This is a genomic window from Rathayibacter sp. VKM Ac-2801, from assembly GCF_009834245.1.
Lineage (GTDB): Bacteria > Actinomycetota > Actinomycetes > Actinomycetales > Microbacteriaceae > Rathayibacter.
Genome location: NZ_CP047183.1, coordinates 1685607 through 1705138 on the forward strand (window position 1 = coordinate 1685607; position 19532 = coordinate 1705138).

Genomic DNA, 19532 nt, shown 5'->3' on the forward strand with positions numbered 1-19532 from the left:
GAGCTCGACCCGCGGGGGTGCTACGGGTGGACGACGACGCCCTTGCCGACGACGGTGATGCCCGACTCGGTGACGGTGAACCCGCGCTCGCGATCGCGGTCGTGGTCCACGCCGACTCGAGCACCGGGCTCGACGACGACGTCCTTGTCGAGGATAGCGCGGACGACCAGCGCGTCCGGGCCGATGCGGACCTTGTCGAAGACCACCGAGTCGGTGACCGTCGCGTTCGACTCGATGACCGTCCAGGGCCCGACGACGCTGCGCTCGATGTGCGCACCCGAGATGACGGCCCCGAGCGAGACGACCGAGTCGACCGTCGATCCCATGTTGCCCTTGCCGTCGCGGACGATCTTGGCGGGAGGGGAGTTCAGCTGCGACGAGAAGATCGGCCACTGCTGGTTGTAGAGGTTGAAGACCGGCAGCGCCGAGATGAGGTCCTGGTGGGCCTCGAAGAAGGAGTCGATGGTGCCGACGTCCCGCCAGTAGTAGCGGTCGCGGTCGGTCGAGCCGGGGACGTCGTTGAGCTTGAGGTCGTAGACGCCGGCCTCGCCGCGCGCGACGAAGTCGGGGATGATGTCGCCGCCCATGTCGTGATCCGACGTGGAGGACTCGCCGTCGCGGATGACCGCGTCGATCAGGGCGTCGGCGTCGAAGACGTAGTTGCCCATGGAGGCGAGGACCTCGTGCGGCGAGTCGGCCAGGCCGACCGCGTCCTTGGGCTTCTCGAGGAACTCGGAGATCATCGTCGGGACGATGCCGTCCCCCGCCTCGTCGCCGGCGAGCTGGATGACGCCGAACTGATCCGCGAGCTCGATCGGCTGACGGATGGCCGCGACGGTCGCCTTCGCACCCGACCTGATGTGCGCGTCGATCATCTGCGAGAAGTCCATGCGGTAGACGTGGTCGGCGCCGACCACGACGACAATGTCGGGCTTCTCGTCGCGGATCAGGTTGAGGCTCTGCAGGATCGCGTCGGCTGAGCCGCTGAACCAGCGCTTGCCCAGGCGCTGCTGCGCGGGGACCGAGGCGACGTAGGAGTTCAGGAGCCCGGAGAGGCGCCAGGTCTGCGAGACGTGGCGGTCGAGCGAGTGCGACTTGTACTGCGTCAGCACGACGATCTGGGTCAGACCGGAGTTGATCAGGTTGGACAGCGCGAAGTCGATGAGCCGGTACTGCCCGCCGAACGGCACCGCGGGCTTGGCCCGGTCCGCCGTGAGGGGCATGAGGCGCTTTCCCTCGCCGCCGGCGAGGACGATGCCGAAGATCTTCTTTGACTGCATGGCACCACAGTAGGGGCTCGGGCTTTCCCGTGGACCCCGGCTGTCGCCGGGGGAGTGCCCTGTACTACGGTTCGGGGGTGCGAGTCGATCTGCTGACCAAGGAATACCCGCCCGAGGTGTACGGGGGAGCCGGTGTCCACGTGGCCGAGCTCACCAAGGCGCTGCGCAGCGACCTGGAGGTCGTGGTGCGCTGCTTCGGCGCGCCGCGCGAGGAGGAGGGCACGTTCGCGTACTCCGTCCCCGCAGAGCTCGCCGAGGCGAACGGCGCCCTGCAGACCCTCGGGGTCGACCTGCAGATCGCGCAGGACGCGGCAGGGGCCGACCTGGTCCACTCCCACACCTGGTACGCCAACGCCGCGGGGCGTCTCGCCCAGCTCCTGCACGGCATCCCGCACGTGGTCTCGGCGCACAGCCTCGAGCCGCTGCGTCCGTGGAAGGCCGAGCAGCTCGGCGGCGGCTACCGCGTCTCGAGCTGGATCGAGCGGGAGGCGTACGAGAACGCCGACGCCGTGATCGCGGTGTCCGGCGGCATGCGCGAGGACATCCTCCGTTCCTACCCGGCCCTGGACCCGGCGAAGGTCCACGTCGTCTACAACGGCATCGACCTCGACGCCTGGCACCCCGTCGAGGACGAGGCGGTCCTCGCCGAGCTGGGCATCGACCCCTCGCGCCCCTCCGTCGTCTTCGTCGGCCGCATCACCCGGCAGAAGGGCCTGCCCTACCTGCTCCGTGCCGCGGCGACCCTGCCGCCCGAGGTGCAGCTCGTGCTCTGCGCCGGCGCCCCCGACACCCCCGAGATCATGGCCGAGGTCACCTCGCTCGTCCGCAGCCTCCAGGAGGAGCGCACCGGCGTCGTCTGGATCGACCGGCACCTGCCGCGCCACCAGCTCTCCGCGGTCCTGACGAACGCGACCACGTTCGTCTGCCCCTCGATCTACGAGCCGCTCGGCATCGTCAACCTCGAGGCGATGGCCTGCGGTGCAGCGGTCGTCGGGACGGCGACCGGCGGCATCCCGGAGGTCGTCGACGACGGAGTGACCGGTCGGCTCGTCCCGATCGAGCAGGTCACCGACGGCACCGGCACCCCCGTGGACCCGGATCGCTACGTCGCGGACCTGGCCGCCGCCCTCGCCGAGGTCGTCGCGGACCCGGAGGCGGCGAAGCGGATGGGTGCCGCGGGCCGCGAGCGTGCGCAGAGCCACTTCAGCTGGACGCAGATCGCGCGGGACACCCGGGCGATCTACGACTCGCTCGTCTGAGCCTCCCGGCCGCCCCCTTTAGAATGGCTCCCATGCCCAGCGTTGTCTCGTTCGTCGATGTGTCCTTCGTCCGGAACGGCAAGCGGATCCTCGACCACGTGTCGTGGGACGTGGCCGAGGACGAGCGATGGGTGATCCTCGGCCCCAACGGGGCGGGCAAGACCTCGATCCTGCAGATCGCCGCCGCTCAGAACTACCCCTCGACCGGCGCCGCGCACCTGCTCGAGGAGACCCTCGGCCGCGTCGACGTGTTCGAGCTGCGGCCGCGCATCGGCTACGCCTCGACCGCGATGGCCCGCCGCCTCCCGGCCGGCGAGACCGTGCTCGACGTCGTCATGACCGCCGCCTACGCCGTCACCGGCCGCTGGAACGAGGGCTACGACGCGATCGACGAGCGCCGTGCCCGCCGGGTGCTGTCCGAGTGGAAGCTCGAGCACCTCGCCGAGCGCACCTTCGGGACGCTCTCGGACGGCGAGCAGAAGCGCGTCCAGATCGCCCGCGCGATCATGACCGACCCCGAGCTGCTCCTGCTCGACGAGCCGGCCGCGAGCCTCGACCTCGGCGCCCGCGAGGAGCTCGTCCAGCTGCTGGGCGGCTTCGCGAAGGACCCGGCGTCGCCCGCGATCGTGATGGTGACCCACCACGTCGAGGAGATCCCCGACGGCTTCACCCACGCCCTGCTCCTCCGCGACGGAGCGGTGGTGGCGGCGGGCCCGCTGGCCGAGTCCCTGACCGAGGCGACGCTCGCCGAGACCTTCGGGCTCGACATCGCGCTGACCCGCGAGAACGGGCGCTTCTCGGCCCGCGCCCGCGGCTGACCCCGGCTCCGGGATCCGGGCGCGGCGCGACTTCTGCACGCGCTGCCGGTCTGGTATCCTCGGTAGCTGGTTCGGGCCCGTTCGCGGTGCGCCCGCCCTCCTTCCACCCGTTCCCGTCGACGACAGGTGCGGTTCAGGACCATCGACGACAGGACACGACCATGAAGACCGACATCCACCCCGAGTACTCCGCGATCGTCTTCCGCGACCTCGCGTCCGGTGAGACCTTCCTCACCCGATCGACCGCGAAGAGCAGCAAGACGATCGAGCTCGACGGCGTGACCTACCCCGTCATCGACGTCGAGATCTCCTCCGCCTCGCACCCGTTCTACACGGGCAAGCAGCGCATCATGGACTCGGCCGGCCGTGTCGAGAAGTTCAACAGCCGCTACAAGAACTTCGGCAAGTAGCACTTCTCGAAGGGCCCTCGACCTCACGGTCGGGGGCCCTTCGTCGTTCCCGCAGGGCGTCGGCCTCAGTAGCGGTAGAAGCCCTCGCCGGTGGCCGTGCCGAGGCGGCCGCGATCGAGGTACTCCGTCTTGAGATGGGCGGCGAACGCCTGGGAGGCCTCGTCCGGTGCCGCGGCGGCGATGTTGTACGCGGTCCGCAGACCGACGACGTCGAAGATCTGGAAGGGCCCGAGCGGGGCTCCTGTGCCGATCCTCCAGGTCTTGTCGATGGTCTCGTGATCGGCGTAGCCGCCCATGAGCAGACCCGACGCGGCGTTGAGGAGCGGCACCAGCAGGGAGTTCAGGACGTAGCCGGCCTTCTCCTTCTGCAGCCGGATCGGCTCGAGGCCGCTGGAGACGGCGAACTCCACGACGGCGTCGACGACTGCGGGGTCCGTGTCCGCCGTCCCCATGATCTCGGCGGTGTTCTGCGCCCAGACGTGGTTGGCGTAGTGCAGGGCGAGGAACCGGTCGGGCCGGCCCGTCGCGGCCTTCAGATCGCTGGGGAGCAGCGTGGACGAGTTGGTCGCGAAGACCGTGCGCTCGGGAGCGAGCGCGCCCAGCCGGCCGTACAGCTCCTGCTTCAGGCTCAGGTCCTCGGGGACGGCCTCGATCACGAGGTCGGCGTCGGCGACCGCCTCCGCCAGGTCGGACGTGAGACGGAGGGAGTCGAGCGCCTCCTGCGGTCCGCCGGCGACGCCGCCGGGCACCGACTCGTAGACCCCCGCGAGACCGCGGAGCCGCTCGCGCGCCGACTCGAGGACCTCGTCGGAGAGGTCGTAGACGGTGACGGCGAAGCCGTGGAAGGCCGACTGGAAGGCGATCTGGGAGCCGAGCACTCCGCTGCCGAGGACGGTGACCGTGCGGATCGTGGGCATGACTTCTCCTTGCGAGAGGGGGTGGGGGGACACGTGGTCCTTCGATCCCACAGCGCCCGGGTCCGCGGAGCGAGGGCTTGCGCCGACGGGCCGCCCGTGGCCGTCGGGGAGTCGACGCGGTAGCGTCCCGGCATGGTGTCCTTCGCCGACAAGCCGATCCTGCCGTTCACGACTCCCGAGGAGTGGGACGCCTACCTCCGCGGCGAGCCCGACCCGGACGGGGTCCGGCTGAAGCTGCGCAAGAAGGCCGCCGTGGATCCGGGGATCACCTACGCCGAGGCGCTCGACGTCGCGCTCTGCCACGGCTGGATCGACGGTCAGGCGGGAGCGTTCGACGAGCAGTTCAAGCTCCAGGCCTTCACCCCGCGGCGTCGGGCGAGCCCGTGGTCCAAGGTCAACCGCGACCATGTCGCGCGGCTGCTCGCGGAGGGACGGATGCTGCCGGGCGGCCTGGCCGAGGTCGAGCGGGCACGCGCCGACGGGCGCTGGGACGCGGCCTACCGGCAGCGCGACGCGGAGGTGCCGGACGACTTCCAGCGGGCGCTCGATACGGATCCACAGGCCCTGGCCTTCTTCGCGACCGTCGGCGGGCAGAAGCGGTTCGCGTTCCTCTTCCGCCTCTCGCAGCTGAAGCGGGCGGCGACGCGGGAGCGGCGGATCGCGGAGTACGTGGCGCTCCTGCGCGAGGGGCGCACACTGACCTGAGGCGTCAGCGGCGGACCGGCCAGCCCCCGTCGGCGACGAAGGACTCGTCGCGGACGCGGCGCATGTACTCCTGGAAGGACTCGGCCTGGGTGCGGCACCAGTCGACCTGGAGCGCGTGCAGGGCCTCCGCACCGACTCCGAGCTCGTCGGCGAAGGCCCGGCCCAGCGCCTGTGCGACACGGCCCGCCGCGACCGCGTCCGCGCCGGCGTCGTGCGCCTCGGTGAGGGCGACGCCGTAGTGCTCGGCGGCGAGGGTCAGGGTGCGCTTGCCCTTGCGGTAGCGGTCGACCGCCTTGTCGATCACGAGCGGATCGACGACCGGGCTCGGGTCGAGCAGCACGGGCACGCCCCAGCGCCGCGCCTCGTGGGCGAGGAGCGAGAGGTCGTAGGGGGCGTTGTAGACGACGACCGGGATGCCGCGCGCGAAGAGCGAGCGCAGCGCCTCGGAGATCTCGGCCACGACCTCGCCGGCGGGGCGGCCGTGCGCACGGGCGTGCTCGGTGCTGATGCCGTGGACGGCGGAGGCGCCGGCCGGGATCTCGACCCCGGGATCGGCGAGCCAGCTCGTGCCCTCGATCGGCTCGCCCGCCGCGTCGATCACGCCGACGTGCGCCGTGACGATGCGGCTCGTGCGGACGTCGATGCCGGTGGTCTCGAGGTCGAACACGGCGAGCAGGTCGAACCAGCGCGCCCTCTCGGAGGGGACGAGCGCCTGCTCGGGGTCGTCGAACAGCATCGGCTCGGTCTGCGTCTCGGTCGTTCCGGTGGTGCTCACGCGGACAGCCTAAAGGGGGCCTCCGACATCGGCCGGAGGCCCCTCGGCGTGCTGCCGGGTCAGCGGGCCTCGTGCGCCTTGGCGACGTGGAGCCAGAAGAAGCCCTGCGTGCCGAGCGTCATCGTCAGCGTGCCGTCGTCCGAGAATCCGGGGAAGCGGCCGCCGCCGAACAGGTCGCTCAGCGTCGACCCGGGGTTCTCGGGGTCGGTGATGGTGACCGAGACCGGGTTGTGGTTGAAGCTGAAGACGCAGAGCACCTCCTCCGGCTGGTCGCCCATCGCCGTGCCCGAGCCCGCGTAGTCGCGCACGAACGCGAGGACCGACTCGTGGTCCGTCTCGAGGACGCGCATCGACCCGAGGCCGAACGCCGGGTGGCCGCGGCGCACGTGTAGGACGTTCCGCATCCAGTGCAGCAGGGAGCGCGACTGCGCCAGCTGCGCCTCCACGTTGACCTGGTTGTAGTGGTAGACGAGCGACTGGACGATCGGCTGCACGAGCTTGCCGGGGTCGGCGGCCGAGAAGCCGGCGTTGCGGTCGGGCGTCCACTGCATCGGCGTGCGCGACGCGTCGCGGTCGTTGAGCCAGATGTTGTCGCCCATGCCGATCTCGTCGCCGTAGTACAGGAACGGGCTGCCGGCGAGGGAGAACAGCAGGGCGTTGATCAGCTCGAGCTCGGCGCGCGAGTTGTCCAGCAGCGGCGCGAGCCGGCGGCGGATGCCGATGTTGGAGCGCATCCGCGGGTCGTAGGCGTACCAGCCGTACATGGCCTGGCGGTACTCCTCGGACACCATCTCGAGCGTGAGCTCGTCGTGGTTGCGGAGGAACACGCCCCAGGCGGCGCCGCTGGGGATGTCGAACGTCTCGGAGAGCACCTTCTTCAGCTCGTTCGCCGTCTGCGCGCGGAGGGAGTAGAAGATGCGCGGCATCACCGGGAAGTCGAACGCCATGTGGCACTCGGGCTCCTCCTCCGTGCCGAAGAACGCGGCGACCTCGCGCGGCCACTGGTTCGCCTCGGCGATCAGGATGCGGCCCGGATAGTCGCGGTCGACCATGGTGCGGAGGTTCTTGATGAACTCGTGCGTCGGCGGCTCGCCCTCGCCGTTGCCCTCGTCGGACTCGTAGAGGTAGGGGATCGCGTCGAGCCGGATGCCGTCGACGCCGAGGTCGAGCCAGAACTTGACCACGTCGTGGATGGCCTCGTGCACGGCGGGGTTCTCGAAGTTGAGGTCCGGCTGGTGCGAGAAGAAGCGGTGGAAGTAGAACTGGCGCCGCTCGGCGTCGAAGGCCCAGTTCGAGTCCTCGGTGTCGACGAAGATGATGCGGATGTCCGGCCACTTGTCGTCGGTGTCGTTCCAGACGTAGAAGTCGCCGTAGGGGCCCTCGGGGTCGGAGCGCGACTGCTGGAACCACTCGTGCTGGTCGCTGGTGTGGTTGAGCGGGAAGTCCATCACGATGCGCATGTTGCGCTCGTGGGCCTTCCGGACGAGGTCGCGGAAGTCCTCCATGGTGCCGAACTCGGGGAGGATCGCCTTGAAGTCGGAGACGTCGTAGCCGCCGTCGCGCAGCGGCGACATGTAGAACGGCGGGAGCCAGAGGGCGTCGATCCCGAGCCACTGCAGGTAGTCGAGCTTGGAGGCGAGCCCGTTGATGTCGCCGGCGCCGTCGCCGTTCGAGTCGTAGTACGACCGGATCATCACCTCGTAGAACACCGCCCGGCGGTACCACTGGGGGTCGAGGGCGAGTCCGGGGAGTTGGATCGGCGACGTGAAGCTCACGGTGCTCCTTCTGCTGCTGCCTGAGCGGATGACCGTCTCGCGAGACGGGTGGGCGGTGCGCCGTGTTGCGAGCGCGTGATCATGCTCCCGGCTCGGATCGAGGCCACGCAAGGCGTTGCGGCCAGATCTTCGACGGGCTTTCCCTACGATAAGGAACGCGATGACCACTCCCTCTCCCTACGCCTCCGATCTCGGCCGTGTCCCCGTCCGCGAGGCCGCGGTGGACGTCGCCGGATCCCGCACCGCCTACTGGACCTACGGCGCCCCGGACGCGTCGAGCGTCCTCGTGCTGGTGCACGGGTTCCGCGGCGAGCACCACGGCCTCGAGCCCGTCGTCGCCCGCCTCCTCGCCGGGGGAGCGGATGTGCGGGTCGTCGCCCCCGACCTTCCCGGCTTCGGCGCCTCGACCCCGATGACGCGCGTGGCGCACGACGTGGACGGCTACGCCTCCTGGCTCGGCTCCTTCCTCGACGCGCTGGGGCTCCGGGGCGGGGCGGCCGTCCTCGGCCACTCCTTCGGCTCGATCGTCGCGGCCGCGGCCGTCGCCGACGGGCTGCCCGCTCCGCTCCTGGTCCTGGTCAACCCGATCGGCGCGCCCGCCCTGCAGGGTCCGCGCGGCGTCCTGACCCGGCTCGCGGTCCTCTACTACCGGCTCGGCGCGCTCCTGCCGGGGCCCCTCGGACGCCGCCTCCTCAGCGACCCGCTGATCGTGCGGGTGATGAGCCTGGCCATGGTGAAGACGAAGGAGCCGGCGCTGCGCCGCTTCGTCCACGACCAGCACGACCGCTACTTCAGCGCGTTCGCCTCCCGCGACACGGTCCTCGAGGCGTTCCGCGCCTCCGTCTCGCACGACGTCGGCGAGTACGCGGCCCGGATCGGGGTGCCGACGCAGCTGATCGCCGCGGCGCAGGACGACATCACTCCGCTCTCGGCGCAGTACCGGCTGCTCGAGAGGCTGCCGCACGCCCGCCTGCACGTCATCGACGGAGTCGGCCACCTGATCCACTACGAGACGCCGGACGAGGCCGCCGCCGTGCTGCGGACGGCTCTCGAGGAGGGGATCGACCGATGAGGATCGTCGTCGACTGCCGGTACACCCGGCTCGAGCGGCACGACGGGATCAGCCGCTACACCGCGGAGCTCGTCCGCGAGCTCGCGAAGCTGCACGACGTGACCATGCTGATCAGCGACCGCCGTCAGCTCGCGATGCTCCCGTCCCTCCCGTGGGAGCGCGTGACCGGGCCGACCAGCCCGTTCGAGCCGTTCGTCGCGCTGCTGGTGAACCGGCTGCGGCCCGACGTGGTCTTCTCGCCGATGCAGACCATGGGCTCCCTCGGCCGCCGCTACCGGCTCGTGCTGACTGTGCACGACCTGATCTACTACCGCCACCGCACTCCGCCGCGCGACCTGGCCGCTCCCGTGCGCGCGATCTGGCGGCTCTACCACCTCGCCTGGTGGCCGCAGCGGAGGCTCCTCCAGCGCGCCGACGCGGTCGTCACCGTCTCCGAGACGACCCGCGACCTGATCCGCTCCCACCGCCTCACCACGCGGCCGGTGGTCGTCGTGTCTAACGCGGCGACCGAGCCCGACGAGGCGAGCGTCGCTCTGGCGGGATCGCTGCCCGACCGATCGGCCGCGCGCTCGCTGGTCTACATGGGCTCCTTCATGCCCTACAAGAACGTCGAGACGCTGGCGCGCGCGATGCGGCTGCTGCCCGACTACGAGCTGCACCTGATGAGCCGGGCGAGCGACGAGACCGTCGAGACGCTGCGGGCCCTGGCGCCGACCGCGAAGCTGGTGTTCCACCAGGGGGCGCCGGATGCGGAGTACCGCGCGGTGCTCGCGCGGGCGACCGCCCTCGTGACGGCCAGCCGCGACGAGGGCTTCGGGATCCCGCTCGTCGAGGCGATGGCGCTCGGGACACCGGTTGTGGTGAGCGACATCCCGATCTTCCGCGAGATCGCCCAGGACGGCGCCGTGTACGTCGACCCGTCGAGCGCGAAGGGCATCGCCGACGGCGTGCGGTCGCTCGAGGACGGCGCCGTGTGGCGGACGCTGTCGGCACGGGCGAGGGAGCGCGCCGCGGCCTTCTCCTGGCGCGACTCCGCCCGGGTGCTCTTCGGGCTCCTGCAGGATCTCGGTCGGCGCTGACGCAGGGCCGGCGTCCGGGCCGCCTCCGGGAAGCGGCCGTCAGGCTCCCGGGGCCGGGCTGAGCACGTCGTCGAGGTCGACGTCCGCGACGACCACGTCGCCGGAGTCGTCGACGCCGACGATGCGCAGGGCCCCGTCGACGATCGCGAAGTCGTGCCGGGAGCCGTTGCCGACGGAGATGCCGTGCACGGGGAGGTCCTCGCTGCTGAGCGCGCGGATCAGGCTGCCGATGACCGCACCGTGCGTGGCGACGACGACGGACGCGTCGGGGAAGCGCTCGGCCACCTCGAGCAGCGCGGCGGTCGCCCGCTCGACGACCTCGGCGCGGGTCTCGCAGCCGGGGATCGGTGCGCGCTCGATGCCTCCGGGGAAGCGCTCGGCGAGCTCGGGGCCGGTCATCCCCTCCGCCTCGCCGTAGGCGCGCTCGGCGAGCCCCGGGACGGCCAGAGGCTCATCGAGGCCGAGACCGCGGGCGATGATCGCTCCGGTGTCGAAGGCGCGCTGCAGCGGACTGGCGACCACAGCGTCGAAGCGCTTCTCGGCGAGCAGCCGCGCCGCCGCCCGCGCCTGGGCGCGCCCGGTCGCGTTCAGCGGGATGTCGCTCCTGCCCTGGATGCGCCGGGCGGCGTTCCAGTCGGTCTGGCCGTGGCGGACGAGGGTGAGCTGGGTCACAGGGGCCTCTCGGGAGGTCGGGTGCGAAAGCGGGCGGGAGCTCAGAGGGCGGCGGTGCGCCGGGCGGGCAGGCGCTCGGCGAGCTCGCGGAGCACCTCGCTGGTGCCGCCGTCGATCTTGATGCTCGCGCGCGTGTCGCCCTTGGTGGTGCCGCGGTTGACGATCACGATCGGCATCCGGGCGCGGCGGGCGATCTCGAGGAAGCGGATCCCGGAGTTGACCACGAGCGAGGAGCCGGCCACGAGCAGGGCGTCGGCGCCCGCGACGATGGCGCGCGCCTCCTCGAACCGCTCGGTCGGGATGAACTCGCCGAAGAAGACGATGTCCGGCTTCAGGATCCCGCCGCAGACCGTGCACTCGGGGACGGTCATCGCCGAGACGTCGTGGACCTCGGCGTCGCCGTCGGGGTTGAGGGAGGAGACGTCGGGGTCGTCGAGCCAGGGGTTGAGCGCCTCGATCCGCTCGGCCACTGCGTCGCGGGCGAAGTACTGGCCGCAGGTCATGCAGCGCACGCGGTCCGCCGAGCCGTGGAGATCCACCACGCGGCGCGAGCCGGCGCGGACGTGCAGGCCGTCGACGTTCTGGGTGACGACGCCCGTGAGCAGGCCCCGCTCCTCGAGCCGGGCCAGGGCTCGGTGGCCGTCGTTCGGGAGGGTGCTGGTGAAGCGGCGCCAGCCGAGCTGGCTGCCGGCCCAGTACCGGCGGCGGTAGTCGGGATCGGCGACGAACTGCGAGTAGGTCATCGGGCTGCGCACAGGTGCCCCGGCTCCGCGGTAGTCGGGGATGCCCGAGTCGGTGCTCATGCCCGCGCCGGTGACGGCGGCGATGCGGCGCCCGCTGAGGAGTTCGACGGCCTGCTCGACCGCGAGTGCCTCGGGGCCCTCGGCGACCGGTGTCGGACTCGACTCCATCCGCGCCTCCTTCGAGGGCCGTTCGAGCGGCCCCTGGACGAGTTTAGTCCGCGCCGTGCCCTAGATTGCCGGGATGCCGATCGTGCACATCACCGACCTCGACCACCCGCTCCTCGCCGACTACCACCGCCTCACCGACGTGGCGCTGCGGCGGGTGCTGGAGCCGGAGGGCGGCCTGTACGTCGCCGAGTCGGCCAAGGTGATCGAGCGAGCGCTCGACGCCGGGCACCGTCCCCGCTCGGTCCTGGTGCAGGAGAAGCGGCTTCCGGATGCGGCCGGGGTGCTCGAGCGTCATCCCGAGGTGCCGGTCTTCGTGGCGCCGGATCCGCTGATCGAGGAGCTGACCGGGTTCCACCTCCACCGCGGAGCACTCGCCTCGATGCACCGTCCGCCGCTGCGGCCGATGGCCGAGCTGCTGGAGGGCGCGCGCCTCGTCGTGATCCTGGAGGACCTGGTCGACCACACCAACGTCGGCGCCGTCTTCCGCGCCGCCGCCGGCATGGGCGCGGACGCGGTGCTCGTGACGCCGCGCTGCGCGGACCCCCTCTACCGGCGCAGCGTCCGAGTGAGCATGGGCACGGTCCTGCAGGTGCCGTGGACGCGCACGCCCGAGTGGGCACCGGCTCGCCGGGCTCTGGAGGAGGCCGGGTTCTCGGTCGCCGCGCTGGCGCTCGCCCCGGACGCGGTGCCGCTCGACGAGTACGCGGCGGCCCGCCCCGAGCGTGTCGCGATCGTCCTGGGCGCGGAGGGGGACGGGCTCAGCCGCGCAGCGCTGGACGCCTCCGACACCGTCGTCACCATCCCGATGCTGCACGGCGTCGACTCGCTCAACGTCGCCTCGGCGAGCGCCGTCGCACTGTGGGCGCTGACCCGCGGACGCTGACCCGCCGGGTCCGGCCCGCGTCGACCCGGCGGTGAGCGGCCGCTGACGCTCGGGGCGCGGGATCGGCGTCGGCGCCGTGCGTCGCCCCGCCGCGCCTGACGCCGGGGCGGCGTCCGGGGCGGGTGCGGGGCCCGCCCGTACGATGACGGGGTGACCTCCCCGACCCGATCCGACGACGCCCTCGACCTGTTCGGGGAGCCCGCCGCGCCGGAGCCGCGACCGCGTCGACGGCGCGGAGCGGTCGTCGCCGGCCTCGTCGCCGCGACGGTGCTGGTCGGCGGAGGCGGCGCCTACGCGACCAACGCGGCGACGGCGGAGCTGCCGACGGCGAGCGCCGTCGCGGTCGAGCCCGTCTCCAGCACCGTCGACGCGCCCGCTCTGGCCTGGCCGGCCTACGGCTCCGGCGCCGTGGCGGCCGTCGGCGTCGACGGCACGGAGGAGGACGGGCTGCTCGCCCGCTACGGCTCCACCGGCACCGTGCCGACGGGGAGCATCGCCAAGGTCGTCACCGCTCTCGTCGTCCTCGCGGCGAAGCCGATCGCGGAGGGGACGGACGGGGAGACCATCACCTTCACGAACGCGGACGTGCAGTACTACGACGACACCCTGGCCGAGAACGGCTCGAACGCTCCGGTCACCGCGGGTCTGCAGCTGACGGAGCGGGAGGCGCTGACCGCCATGATGCTCCCGTCCGCGAACAACTACGCGAAGTCGCTCGCGATCTGGGCGTACGGCTCGGAGGACGCCTTCCTCGCCGCCGCGCGCAGCTGGCTCGACGAGCGGGGACTCGAGCGGACCTCCCTCGCCGACACCAGCGGGCTCTCGCCGGCGACGGTCAGCACGACGGCCGAGATGGTGCGGCTGGGCGAGCTGCTGATCGCGGACCCGGTGCTCGCTCCGATCGTCGCGATGCCGACCGCGGACATCCCGGGGGTCGGCGAGGTCGACAACACCAACTCGCTCCTCGGCCGCTCGGGAGTCGACGGGATCAAGACGGGGACGACCGACGAGGCGGGCTCCTGCCTGCTGTTCTCGCTCGACGCGACCGTCGAGGGGCAGCCGGTCACCCTGGTCGGCGTGGTGGTGGGGGCGCGCACGCATCCGCAGCTCGCCGCGGACGTGCTGACCCTCGTCCCGACCGTCGAGGCGGGCTTCCGGACCGTTCCGCTGACCGTCGAGGGCCAGGACTACGGCACTCTCACCAGCGCCTGGGGGGAGGCGGCGACGGCCGAGACCGAGGAGGCGCGGTCCGTGCTGGTGTGGGGCGCGGTGTCGACGACGACCACGGTCGCCCTCGACCCGCTCGAGACGGTCGCCGACGGCGGGCGCGTGGGGACCGCGACCGTCGACGTCAACGGCACCCCGTACGACCTTCCTCTCGTCGCCGATGGATCCATCGAGGACCCGGGCTTCGCCTGGCGCCTCGGCCACCCGGCCGAGCTGTTCGGCTAGTCCCGGGGTGATCGGCGGCCTCCCCGGGCAGGATCAGTCCCGGGGGTCCGCGGCCTGGTCGCCGACGATCCGCACGCCCGCGGTCGCGATGTCCTCGGCGACCTCCTCCGGTGTCGCGTTGCCCGGCACGACCGAGCCCGGCTCCGAGGCCGCGGGATCCGTGCGCCAGCGCTCGGCGGAGGGCCGCTTGGCGGTGATGAAGTCGCCGGAGGACTGGTGGCGGACGCGGCGCAGCACCCACGGCACGAGGTACTCCCGCGCCCACTGGATGTCCTCCGTGCGGGCGGCGCGCCACGTGCGGGCGTGCAGCGGCTCCGGCGCGAGGGGGCGCAGGTCGTTCTCGACGTTCAGCGCCTCGAGCACCATCCGTGCGACTTCGTGGTGGCCGTGCGGGTTCAGGTGCAGGCGGTCCGGCGCCCACATCCGCAGGTCCTGGATCTCCTGGAGGGACCACTGGTCGGCGACGATGCAGTCGTACCGCTTGGCCAGCGCCCGCAGGTTCTCGTTGTAGATCGCGACCTTGCCGCGGATCCGCCCGAACACGGGGGAGAAGCCCACGTCCACGCCGGTGAAGAGGACGACGGTCGCCCCGTCGGAGCGGAGCCGGGCGAGGCCCGACTCGAAGCGGGAGGCGATGTCGTCCGGGTCGGTCCCCGGTCGGATGACGTCGTTCCCGCCCGCGGAGATGGTGATGAGGTCGGGGCGCAGCTCCAGCGCGGGCTCGACCTGCTCGTCGACGATCTGCTGCAGCAGCCGGCCGCGCACGGCCAGGTTGGCGTAGGCGAAGTCCTCGTTCTGGCTGCCCAGGACCTCCGCCACGCGGTCGGCCCAGCCGCGGTGCCCGCCGGGGCTGCCGGGCTCGGGATCGCCGATCCCCTCGGTGAAGGAGTCGCCCAGGGCGACGTAGCGGGACCACGGATGACGCTGCTCGACCATCCCTCCATCATGCTCCGCACCCGGCGGCGGGTGTCACCGCGCGACACGCCGGGCGCCTCCCGGCGGGGCGCGGAGACCGAGCCGCTGTCGGAGGCGTCGGCTAGATTCGATCCACGTGAACAGTCCCTCGAGCTTCGGTCATCAGGTCGGCACCTCCGCCGCTGAGCACCTGTCCCCGTCGTTCCCGGGCAGGGCCCCGTGGGGTACCGCGAACAAGCTCCGCGCCTGGCAGGCGGAGGCGCTCGAGGCCTACTTCCAGCACGAGCCGCGCGACTTCCTGGCGGCCGCGACCCCGGGCGCGGGCAAGACCACCTTCGCTCTGCGGCTGGCCGCCGAGCTGCTGCACAACCGCACGGTCGACCGGATCACCGTGGTCGCGCCGACGGAGCACCTCAAGCGCCAGTGGGCCGAGGCCGCGCACCGGGTCGGCATCCGTCTGGACCCCACCTTCACCAACCGCATGGGCCGCCACGCCCGCCACTACCACGGCGTCGCCGTCACCTACGCCCAGGTCGCCGTCCGAGCCGAGCTCCACCGCGAGCTCACCCTGTCCGGCCGCACCCTCGTCATCCTCGACGAGGTGCACCACGCCGGCGACGCGCTCAGCTGGGGCGACGCCGTGCGCGAGGCCTTCGAGCCCGCCGTCCGCCGGCTCTCGCTGACCGGGACGCCGTTCCGCTCGGACACGGCGGCGATCCCCTTCGTCAGCTACCTCCCGGACGAGGAGGGCATCCGCACCTCGCTCACCGACTACGCCTACGGCTACGGCCGCGCGCTCGCGGACGGCGTCGTCCGGCCGGTGCTGTTCATGGTCTACGCCGGGCAGATGCGCTGGAAGTCCAAGGCCGGCGACGAGATGGAGGCCCGGCTCGGCGAGGGCAACACCAAGGACATCACCTCCCAGGCCTGGCGGACCGCGCTGGACCCGAAGGGCGACTGGATCCCCTCGGTCCTCCGCGCCGCGAACACCCGCCTCACCGAGGTGCGGCGGGCCGTTCCCGACGCCGGGGGCCTGGTCATCGCGACCGACCACTACACCGCTCGCGCCTACGCCGCGATGCTCCGCGAGATCAGCGGCGAGACGGTCACGGTCGTGCTCTCCGACGAGAAGGAGGCGAGCGACCGGATCGAGGAGTTCGCGAAGGACACCAGCCGCTGGATGGTCGCGGTCCGCATGGTCTCCGAGGGCGTCGACGTGCCGAGGCTCGCGGTCGGCGTCTACGCGACGTCGGCGTCGACTCCGCTCTTCTTCGCCCAGGCGATCGGCCGCTTCGTGCGCGCGCGGCGCCGCGGCGAGACCGCCTCGGTGTTCCTCCCGAACGTGCCCGGACTGCTCGCGCTGGCGGGCTCGATGGAGCTGCAGCGCGACCACGCCCTCGATCGGAAGAGCTCCGACGACGAGGAGTACCCCGAGCCCGACCTGATGGCCGACGCCGAACGCAGCGACAAGGCGTCCTCCGACCTGCTGGAGGAGGGCCGCTTCGAGTCGATCGGCTCGGCCGCCACCTTCGACCGCGTCGTCTACGAGGGCGCGGAGTTCGGCATGGAGGTCGAGGTCGAGAGCGAGGAGGAGCTGGACTTCATCGGCCTGCCGGGGCTCCTCGAGCCCGACCAGGTGCGGGAGCTGCTCCAGCACCGGCAGCAGCGGCAGGCCAAGCGCGCCGGAAGCCGCACGGGAGCGGCGGCCCCGGCCGAGCCGGCGAGCGAGATCCCGGCACCGCTCTACCGTACGCTCAAGGAGCAGCGGAGCCTGCTCAACTCCCTGGTCGGGCTGTGGGCACGGGGGACGGGCGAGTCGCACGGCCAGGTGCACACCGAGCTGCGACGCCTCTGCGGCGGGCCCGCGGTGGCGCAGGCGAGCGTCACCCAGCTGCAGGCGCGGATCGACCTCCTGCGGCGCAGGCTCGGCTCGCACTGATCCCGCCGCGCCTGCCGGTCCGGGAGTCGCCGCGACCGCGAAGGGCGGGCCCGACCGACGCCCCGGGGGGCCGGGCCGGTCCCTCCGGCGCGTCTAGCCGATGCACACGCCGCGGCGCCAGCCCTCCCCGGCGGACCGGGCGCGACCGTACTGTTCGAGAGTGACCCACCGGAACGACCTGCCCGCGCACGCGCCGGCAGGACGATCCGGACGGCGGTTCCGACCATTGGTCGTGCCCACCGGAGGAGGTCCGCGCGATGAGCGCTGACCGTCAGGGGAATGCTCGAGACCCGCTCGCTAAGCTGAGCAGTCGGTCCGTCGCGGAAGTGACGGACCATCACCCCCGACGTCGGGCATCCGCAGACCGCACATCGGCGTCTTCCGGACTGCCCGAGAACTATCCCCTGAGGAGTCTCGTGGAGACCTGGCCCGGAACCGCCTACCCGTTGGGCGCGACGTTCGACGGAAGCGGCACGAACTTCGCCCTGTTCAGCGAGATCGCCGAGCACGTCGAGCTGTGCCTCTTCGACGAGGACGGCACCGAGACGCGCGTCGAGATCCAGGAGTCGGACGCGTACGTCTGGCACTGCTACCTCCCGCAGGTCCAGCCGGGCCAGCGCTACGGCTTCCGCATCCACGGGCCGTACGACCCCGACTCGGGCCACCGCTGCAACCCGAACAAGCTGCTGCTGGACCCCTACGCGAAGGCGATCTCGGGGGAGATCGACTGGGACCAGTCCCTGTTCTCGTACACGTTCGGCGACCCGGACTCGACGAACGACGAGGACTCGGCGCCGCACATGATGATGGGCGTCGTCATCAACCCCTTCTTCGACTGGGCCGGCGACCGCCGTCCGCGCACCTCCTACGACAGCACGGTGATCTACGAGGCTCACGTGAAGGGGCTCACCAAGACGCACCCCGACGTGCCGGAGGAGCTCCGCGGCACCTACGCCGGAGTCGCCCACCCCGCGGTGATCGACCACCTCAAGCACCTGGGCGTCTCGGCGATCGAGCTCATGCCCGTGCACCAGTTCGTGAACGACTCCACGCTGATGGACAAGGGCCTCTCGAACTACTGGGGCTACAACACGATCGGCTTCTTCGCGCCGCAGAACACCTACTCCTCCACGGGCGACCAGGGCCAGCAGGTCCAGGAGTTCAAGAGCATGGTGAAGGCGCTGCACGCGGCCGGCATCGAGGTCATCCTCGACGTGGTCTACAACCACACGGCGGAGGGCAATCACCTCGGCCCCACCCTGTCGTTCCGCGGCATCGACAACGAGGCGTACTACCGCCTCGTCGACGACGACAAGCGCTACTACATGGACTACACCGGCACCGGGAACACGCTGAACGTGCGCCACCCGCACTCGCTGCAGCTGATCATGGACTCCCTGCGCTACTGGGTGACGGAGATGCGCGTCGACGGCTTCCGCTTCGACCTCGCCTCCGCGCTGGCACGCGAGTTCTACGACGTCGACCGGCTCTCCACCTTCTTCGAGCTCGTCCAGCAGGACCCGGTGGTGTCGCAGGTGAAGCTGATCGCCGAGCCGTGGGACGTCGGCCCCGGCGGCTACCAGGTGGGCAACTTCCCGCCCCAGTGGACGGAGTGGAACGGCAAGTACCGCGACACGGTCCGCGACTTCTGGCGCGGCGAGCCGTCGACGCTGGGGGAGTTCGCCTCGCGCCTCACCGGCTCGGCCGACCTCTACGCGCACTCGGGCCGCTACCCGGTCGCCTCGATCAACTTCGTCACGGCGCACGACGGCTTCACCCTCCGCGACCTGGTCTCGTACAACGAGAAGCACAACGACGCGAACGGCGAGGACGGCAACGACGGGGAGTCGCACAACCGCTCCTGGAACCACGGCGTCGAGGGGCCCACGGACGACCCGCGGGTGCTCGCGCTCCGGGCGCGCCAGCAGCGGAACTTCCTCGCGACCATGCTGATCTCGCAGGGCGTCCCGATGATCCTTCACGGCGACGAGCTGGGCCGGACCCAGAACGGCAACAACAACACCTACGCCCAGGACAGCGAGCTGACCTGGATCGACTGGGCGCACGCCGACCGGCCGCTGCTCGAGTTCACCGCGGCGCTCATCCGCCTGCGTGCCGAGCACCCGACCTTCCGCCGCATGCGCTTCTTCGACGGTCGTCCCGTTCTGCGCGGGACCGGCGAGCCCCTGCCCGACATCGTCTGGTTCACCGTGGGCGGGACCGAGATGGCGCCGTCCGACTGGGACACCGGACTGGGCCGCTCCGTGGGGATCTACCTCAACGGCAACGGCATCCGCGAGCGCGACCAGCGCGGGCGCCCGGTGACCGACGACAGCTTCTTGCTGTACTTCAACGCCGACGACGTCGACGTCGAGTTCTCGATCCCGAGCGACGAGTACGCCCTCGAGTGGAGCGTCCTGGTCGACACCGCCGGCGCCGAGGCGGACTCGATCCCGCGCCCGGCGGGGGCGATGCTCACGGTCCAGGCGAAGTCGCTCGTCATCCTCCAGGAGCACAGCACCCCCGAGCCCGAGGTCGACCACTCGGTCGCCGCCTCGCTCGCGTCGCTCGCCGCGACGTCGGCCATCCCGATCGTCACCTCGACGGGACCCACCAGCCCCCACGCCGAGTCGACCGACTCCGCGACCGCCCCCTCGACAGGAGCCTGAC

General features: G+C 71.6%; 17 protein-coding genes. 10 read left to right on the forward strand and 7 right to left on the reverse strand.

Annotation, left to right across the window (positions count from 1 at the left end; all coding sequences use genetic code 11):
- Positions 1–20: 20 nt before the first annotated feature.
- Positions 21–1280, reverse strand: a complete 1260-nt coding sequence (locus GSU45_RS07790; RefSeq protein WP_159914030.1) for a glucose-1-phosphate adenylyltransferase — start codon at positions 1278–1280, stop codon at positions 21–23.
- Positions 1281–1357: 77 nt separating this feature from the next.
- Between GSU45_RS07790 and glgA the strand changes: the two genes are divergently transcribed.
- From glgA to GSU45_RS07805, 3 genes are all read left to right on the forward strand, one after another.
- A complete protein-coding gene (glgA, locus tag GSU45_RS07795; RefSeq protein ID WP_159914031.1) occupies positions 1358–2539 on the forward strand; it encodes a glycogen synthase in 1182 nt (393 codons plus the stop codon).
- A gap of 32 nt (positions 2540–2571) precedes the next feature.
- Positions 2572–3357 carry an ABC transporter ATP-binding protein gene (locus GSU45_RS07800; protein WP_104232626.1) on the forward strand — a complete coding sequence of 262 codons (786 nt, stop codon included), beginning with the start codon at positions 2572–2574 and terminating at the stop codon, positions 3355–3357.
- 161 nt (positions 3358–3518) lie between these two features.
- Positions 3519–3767 carry a type B 50S ribosomal protein L31 gene (locus GSU45_RS07805; RefSeq protein ID WP_068253003.1) on the forward strand — a complete coding sequence of 83 codons (249 nt, stop codon included), beginning with the start codon at positions 3519–3521 and terminating at the stop codon, positions 3765–3767.
- Positions 3768–3832: 65 nt separating this feature from the next.
- On the opposite strand, the gene GSU45_RS07810 is transcribed toward GSU45_RS07805, so the two are convergent.
- A complete protein-coding gene (locus GSU45_RS07810) occupies positions 3833–4684 on the reverse strand; it encodes a 3-hydroxyacyl-CoA dehydrogenase (RefSeq protein ID WP_159914032.1) in 852 nt (283 codons plus the stop codon).
- A gap of 132 nt (positions 4685–4816) precedes the next feature.
- On the opposite strand from GSU45_RS07810, the gene GSU45_RS07815 reads away from it, so the two are divergent.
- Positions 4817–5389 carry a YdeI/OmpD-associated family protein gene (locus tag GSU45_RS07815; RefSeq protein ID WP_159914033.1) on the forward strand — a complete coding sequence of 191 codons (573 nt, stop codon included), beginning with the start codon at positions 4817–4819 and terminating at the stop codon, positions 5387–5389.
- Positions 5390–5393: 4 nt separating this feature from the next.
- On the opposite strand, the gene GSU45_RS07820 is transcribed toward GSU45_RS07815, so the two are convergent.
- Positions 5394–6125, reverse strand: coding sequence for a 3'-5' exonuclease (locus tag GSU45_RS07820; protein WP_159916966.1), 732 nt, complete (start codon positions 6123–6125; stop codon positions 5394–5396).
- A gap of 98 nt (positions 6126–6223) precedes the next feature.
- On the reverse strand, positions 6224–7939 hold the full coding sequence (gene treS, locus GSU45_RS07825; protein ID WP_159914034.1) for a maltose alpha-D-glucosyltransferase: 1716 nt from the start codon (positions 7937–7939) through the stop codon (positions 6224–6226).
- A 160-nt stretch (positions 7940–8099) separates the two neighbouring features.
- On the opposite strand from treS, the gene GSU45_RS07830 reads away from it, so the two are divergent.
- Together GSU45_RS07830 and GSU45_RS07835 are read left to right on the forward strand one after the other, a co-directional pair.
- Positions 8100–9011 carry an alpha/beta hydrolase gene (locus tag GSU45_RS07830; RefSeq protein WP_159914035.1) on the forward strand — a complete coding sequence of 304 codons (912 nt, stop codon included), beginning with the start codon at positions 8100–8102 and terminating at the stop codon, positions 9009–9011.
- Complete coding sequence (locus tag GSU45_RS07835; RefSeq protein WP_159914036.1) at positions 9008–10090, forward strand: glycosyltransferase family 1 protein; 1083 nt, start codon at positions 9008–9010, stop codon at positions 10088–10090. Before GSU45_RS07830 ends, GSU45_RS07835 begins: the two co-directional genes overlap by 4 nt.
- A 39-nt stretch (positions 10091–10129) precedes the next feature.
- Here the strand turns inward: GSU45_RS07835 and GSU45_RS07840 are convergent, their stop codons facing one another.
- Positions 10130–10762 (reverse strand): histidine phosphatase family protein, encoded by a 633-nt coding sequence (locus GSU45_RS07840; RefSeq protein WP_159914037.1) that lies wholly within the window; start codon positions 10760–10762, stop codon positions 10130–10132.
- Positions 10763–10803: 41 nt separating this feature from the next.
- Entirely contained in the window at positions 10804–11673 is an 870-nt protein-coding gene (locus GSU45_RS07845) for a Sir2 family NAD-dependent protein deacetylase (protein WP_159914038.1), read from the reverse strand.
- Positions 11674–11746: 73 nt separating this feature from the next.
- Here GSU45_RS07845 and GSU45_RS07850 point away from each other — a divergent pair, with 73 nt between their 5' ends.
- Together GSU45_RS07850 and GSU45_RS07855 are read left to right on the forward strand one after the other, a co-directional pair.
- Entirely contained in the window at positions 11747–12556 is an 810-nt protein-coding gene (locus GSU45_RS07850; RefSeq protein ID WP_159914039.1) for an RNA methyltransferase, read from the forward strand.
- 150 nt (positions 12557–12706) lie between these two features.
- Complete coding sequence (locus GSU45_RS07855) at positions 12707–14008, forward strand: serine hydrolase (protein ID WP_159914041.1); 1302 nt, start codon at positions 12707–12709, stop codon at positions 14006–14008.
- A 33-nt stretch (positions 14009–14041) separates the two neighbouring features.
- Here GSU45_RS07855 and GSU45_RS07860 read toward each other — a convergent pair whose 3' ends face one another.
- A complete protein-coding gene (locus tag GSU45_RS07860; RefSeq protein WP_159914043.1) occupies positions 14042–14944 on the reverse strand; it encodes an SGNH/GDSL hydrolase family protein in 903 nt (300 codons plus the stop codon).
- Positions 14945–15059: 115 nt separating this feature from the next.
- Between GSU45_RS07860 and GSU45_RS07865 the strand changes: the two genes are divergently transcribed.
- Positions 15060–16862, forward strand: a complete 1803-nt coding sequence (locus GSU45_RS07865) for a DEAD/DEAH box helicase (protein WP_159914045.1) — start codon at positions 15060–15062, stop codon at positions 16860–16862.
- A 416-nt stretch (positions 16863–17278) separates the two neighbouring features.
- Entirely contained in the window at positions 17279–19531 is a 2253-nt protein-coding gene (glgX, locus tag GSU45_RS07870) for a glycogen debranching protein GlgX (RefSeq protein ID WP_159914047.1), read from the forward strand.
- Position 19532 lies beyond the last annotated feature (1 nt).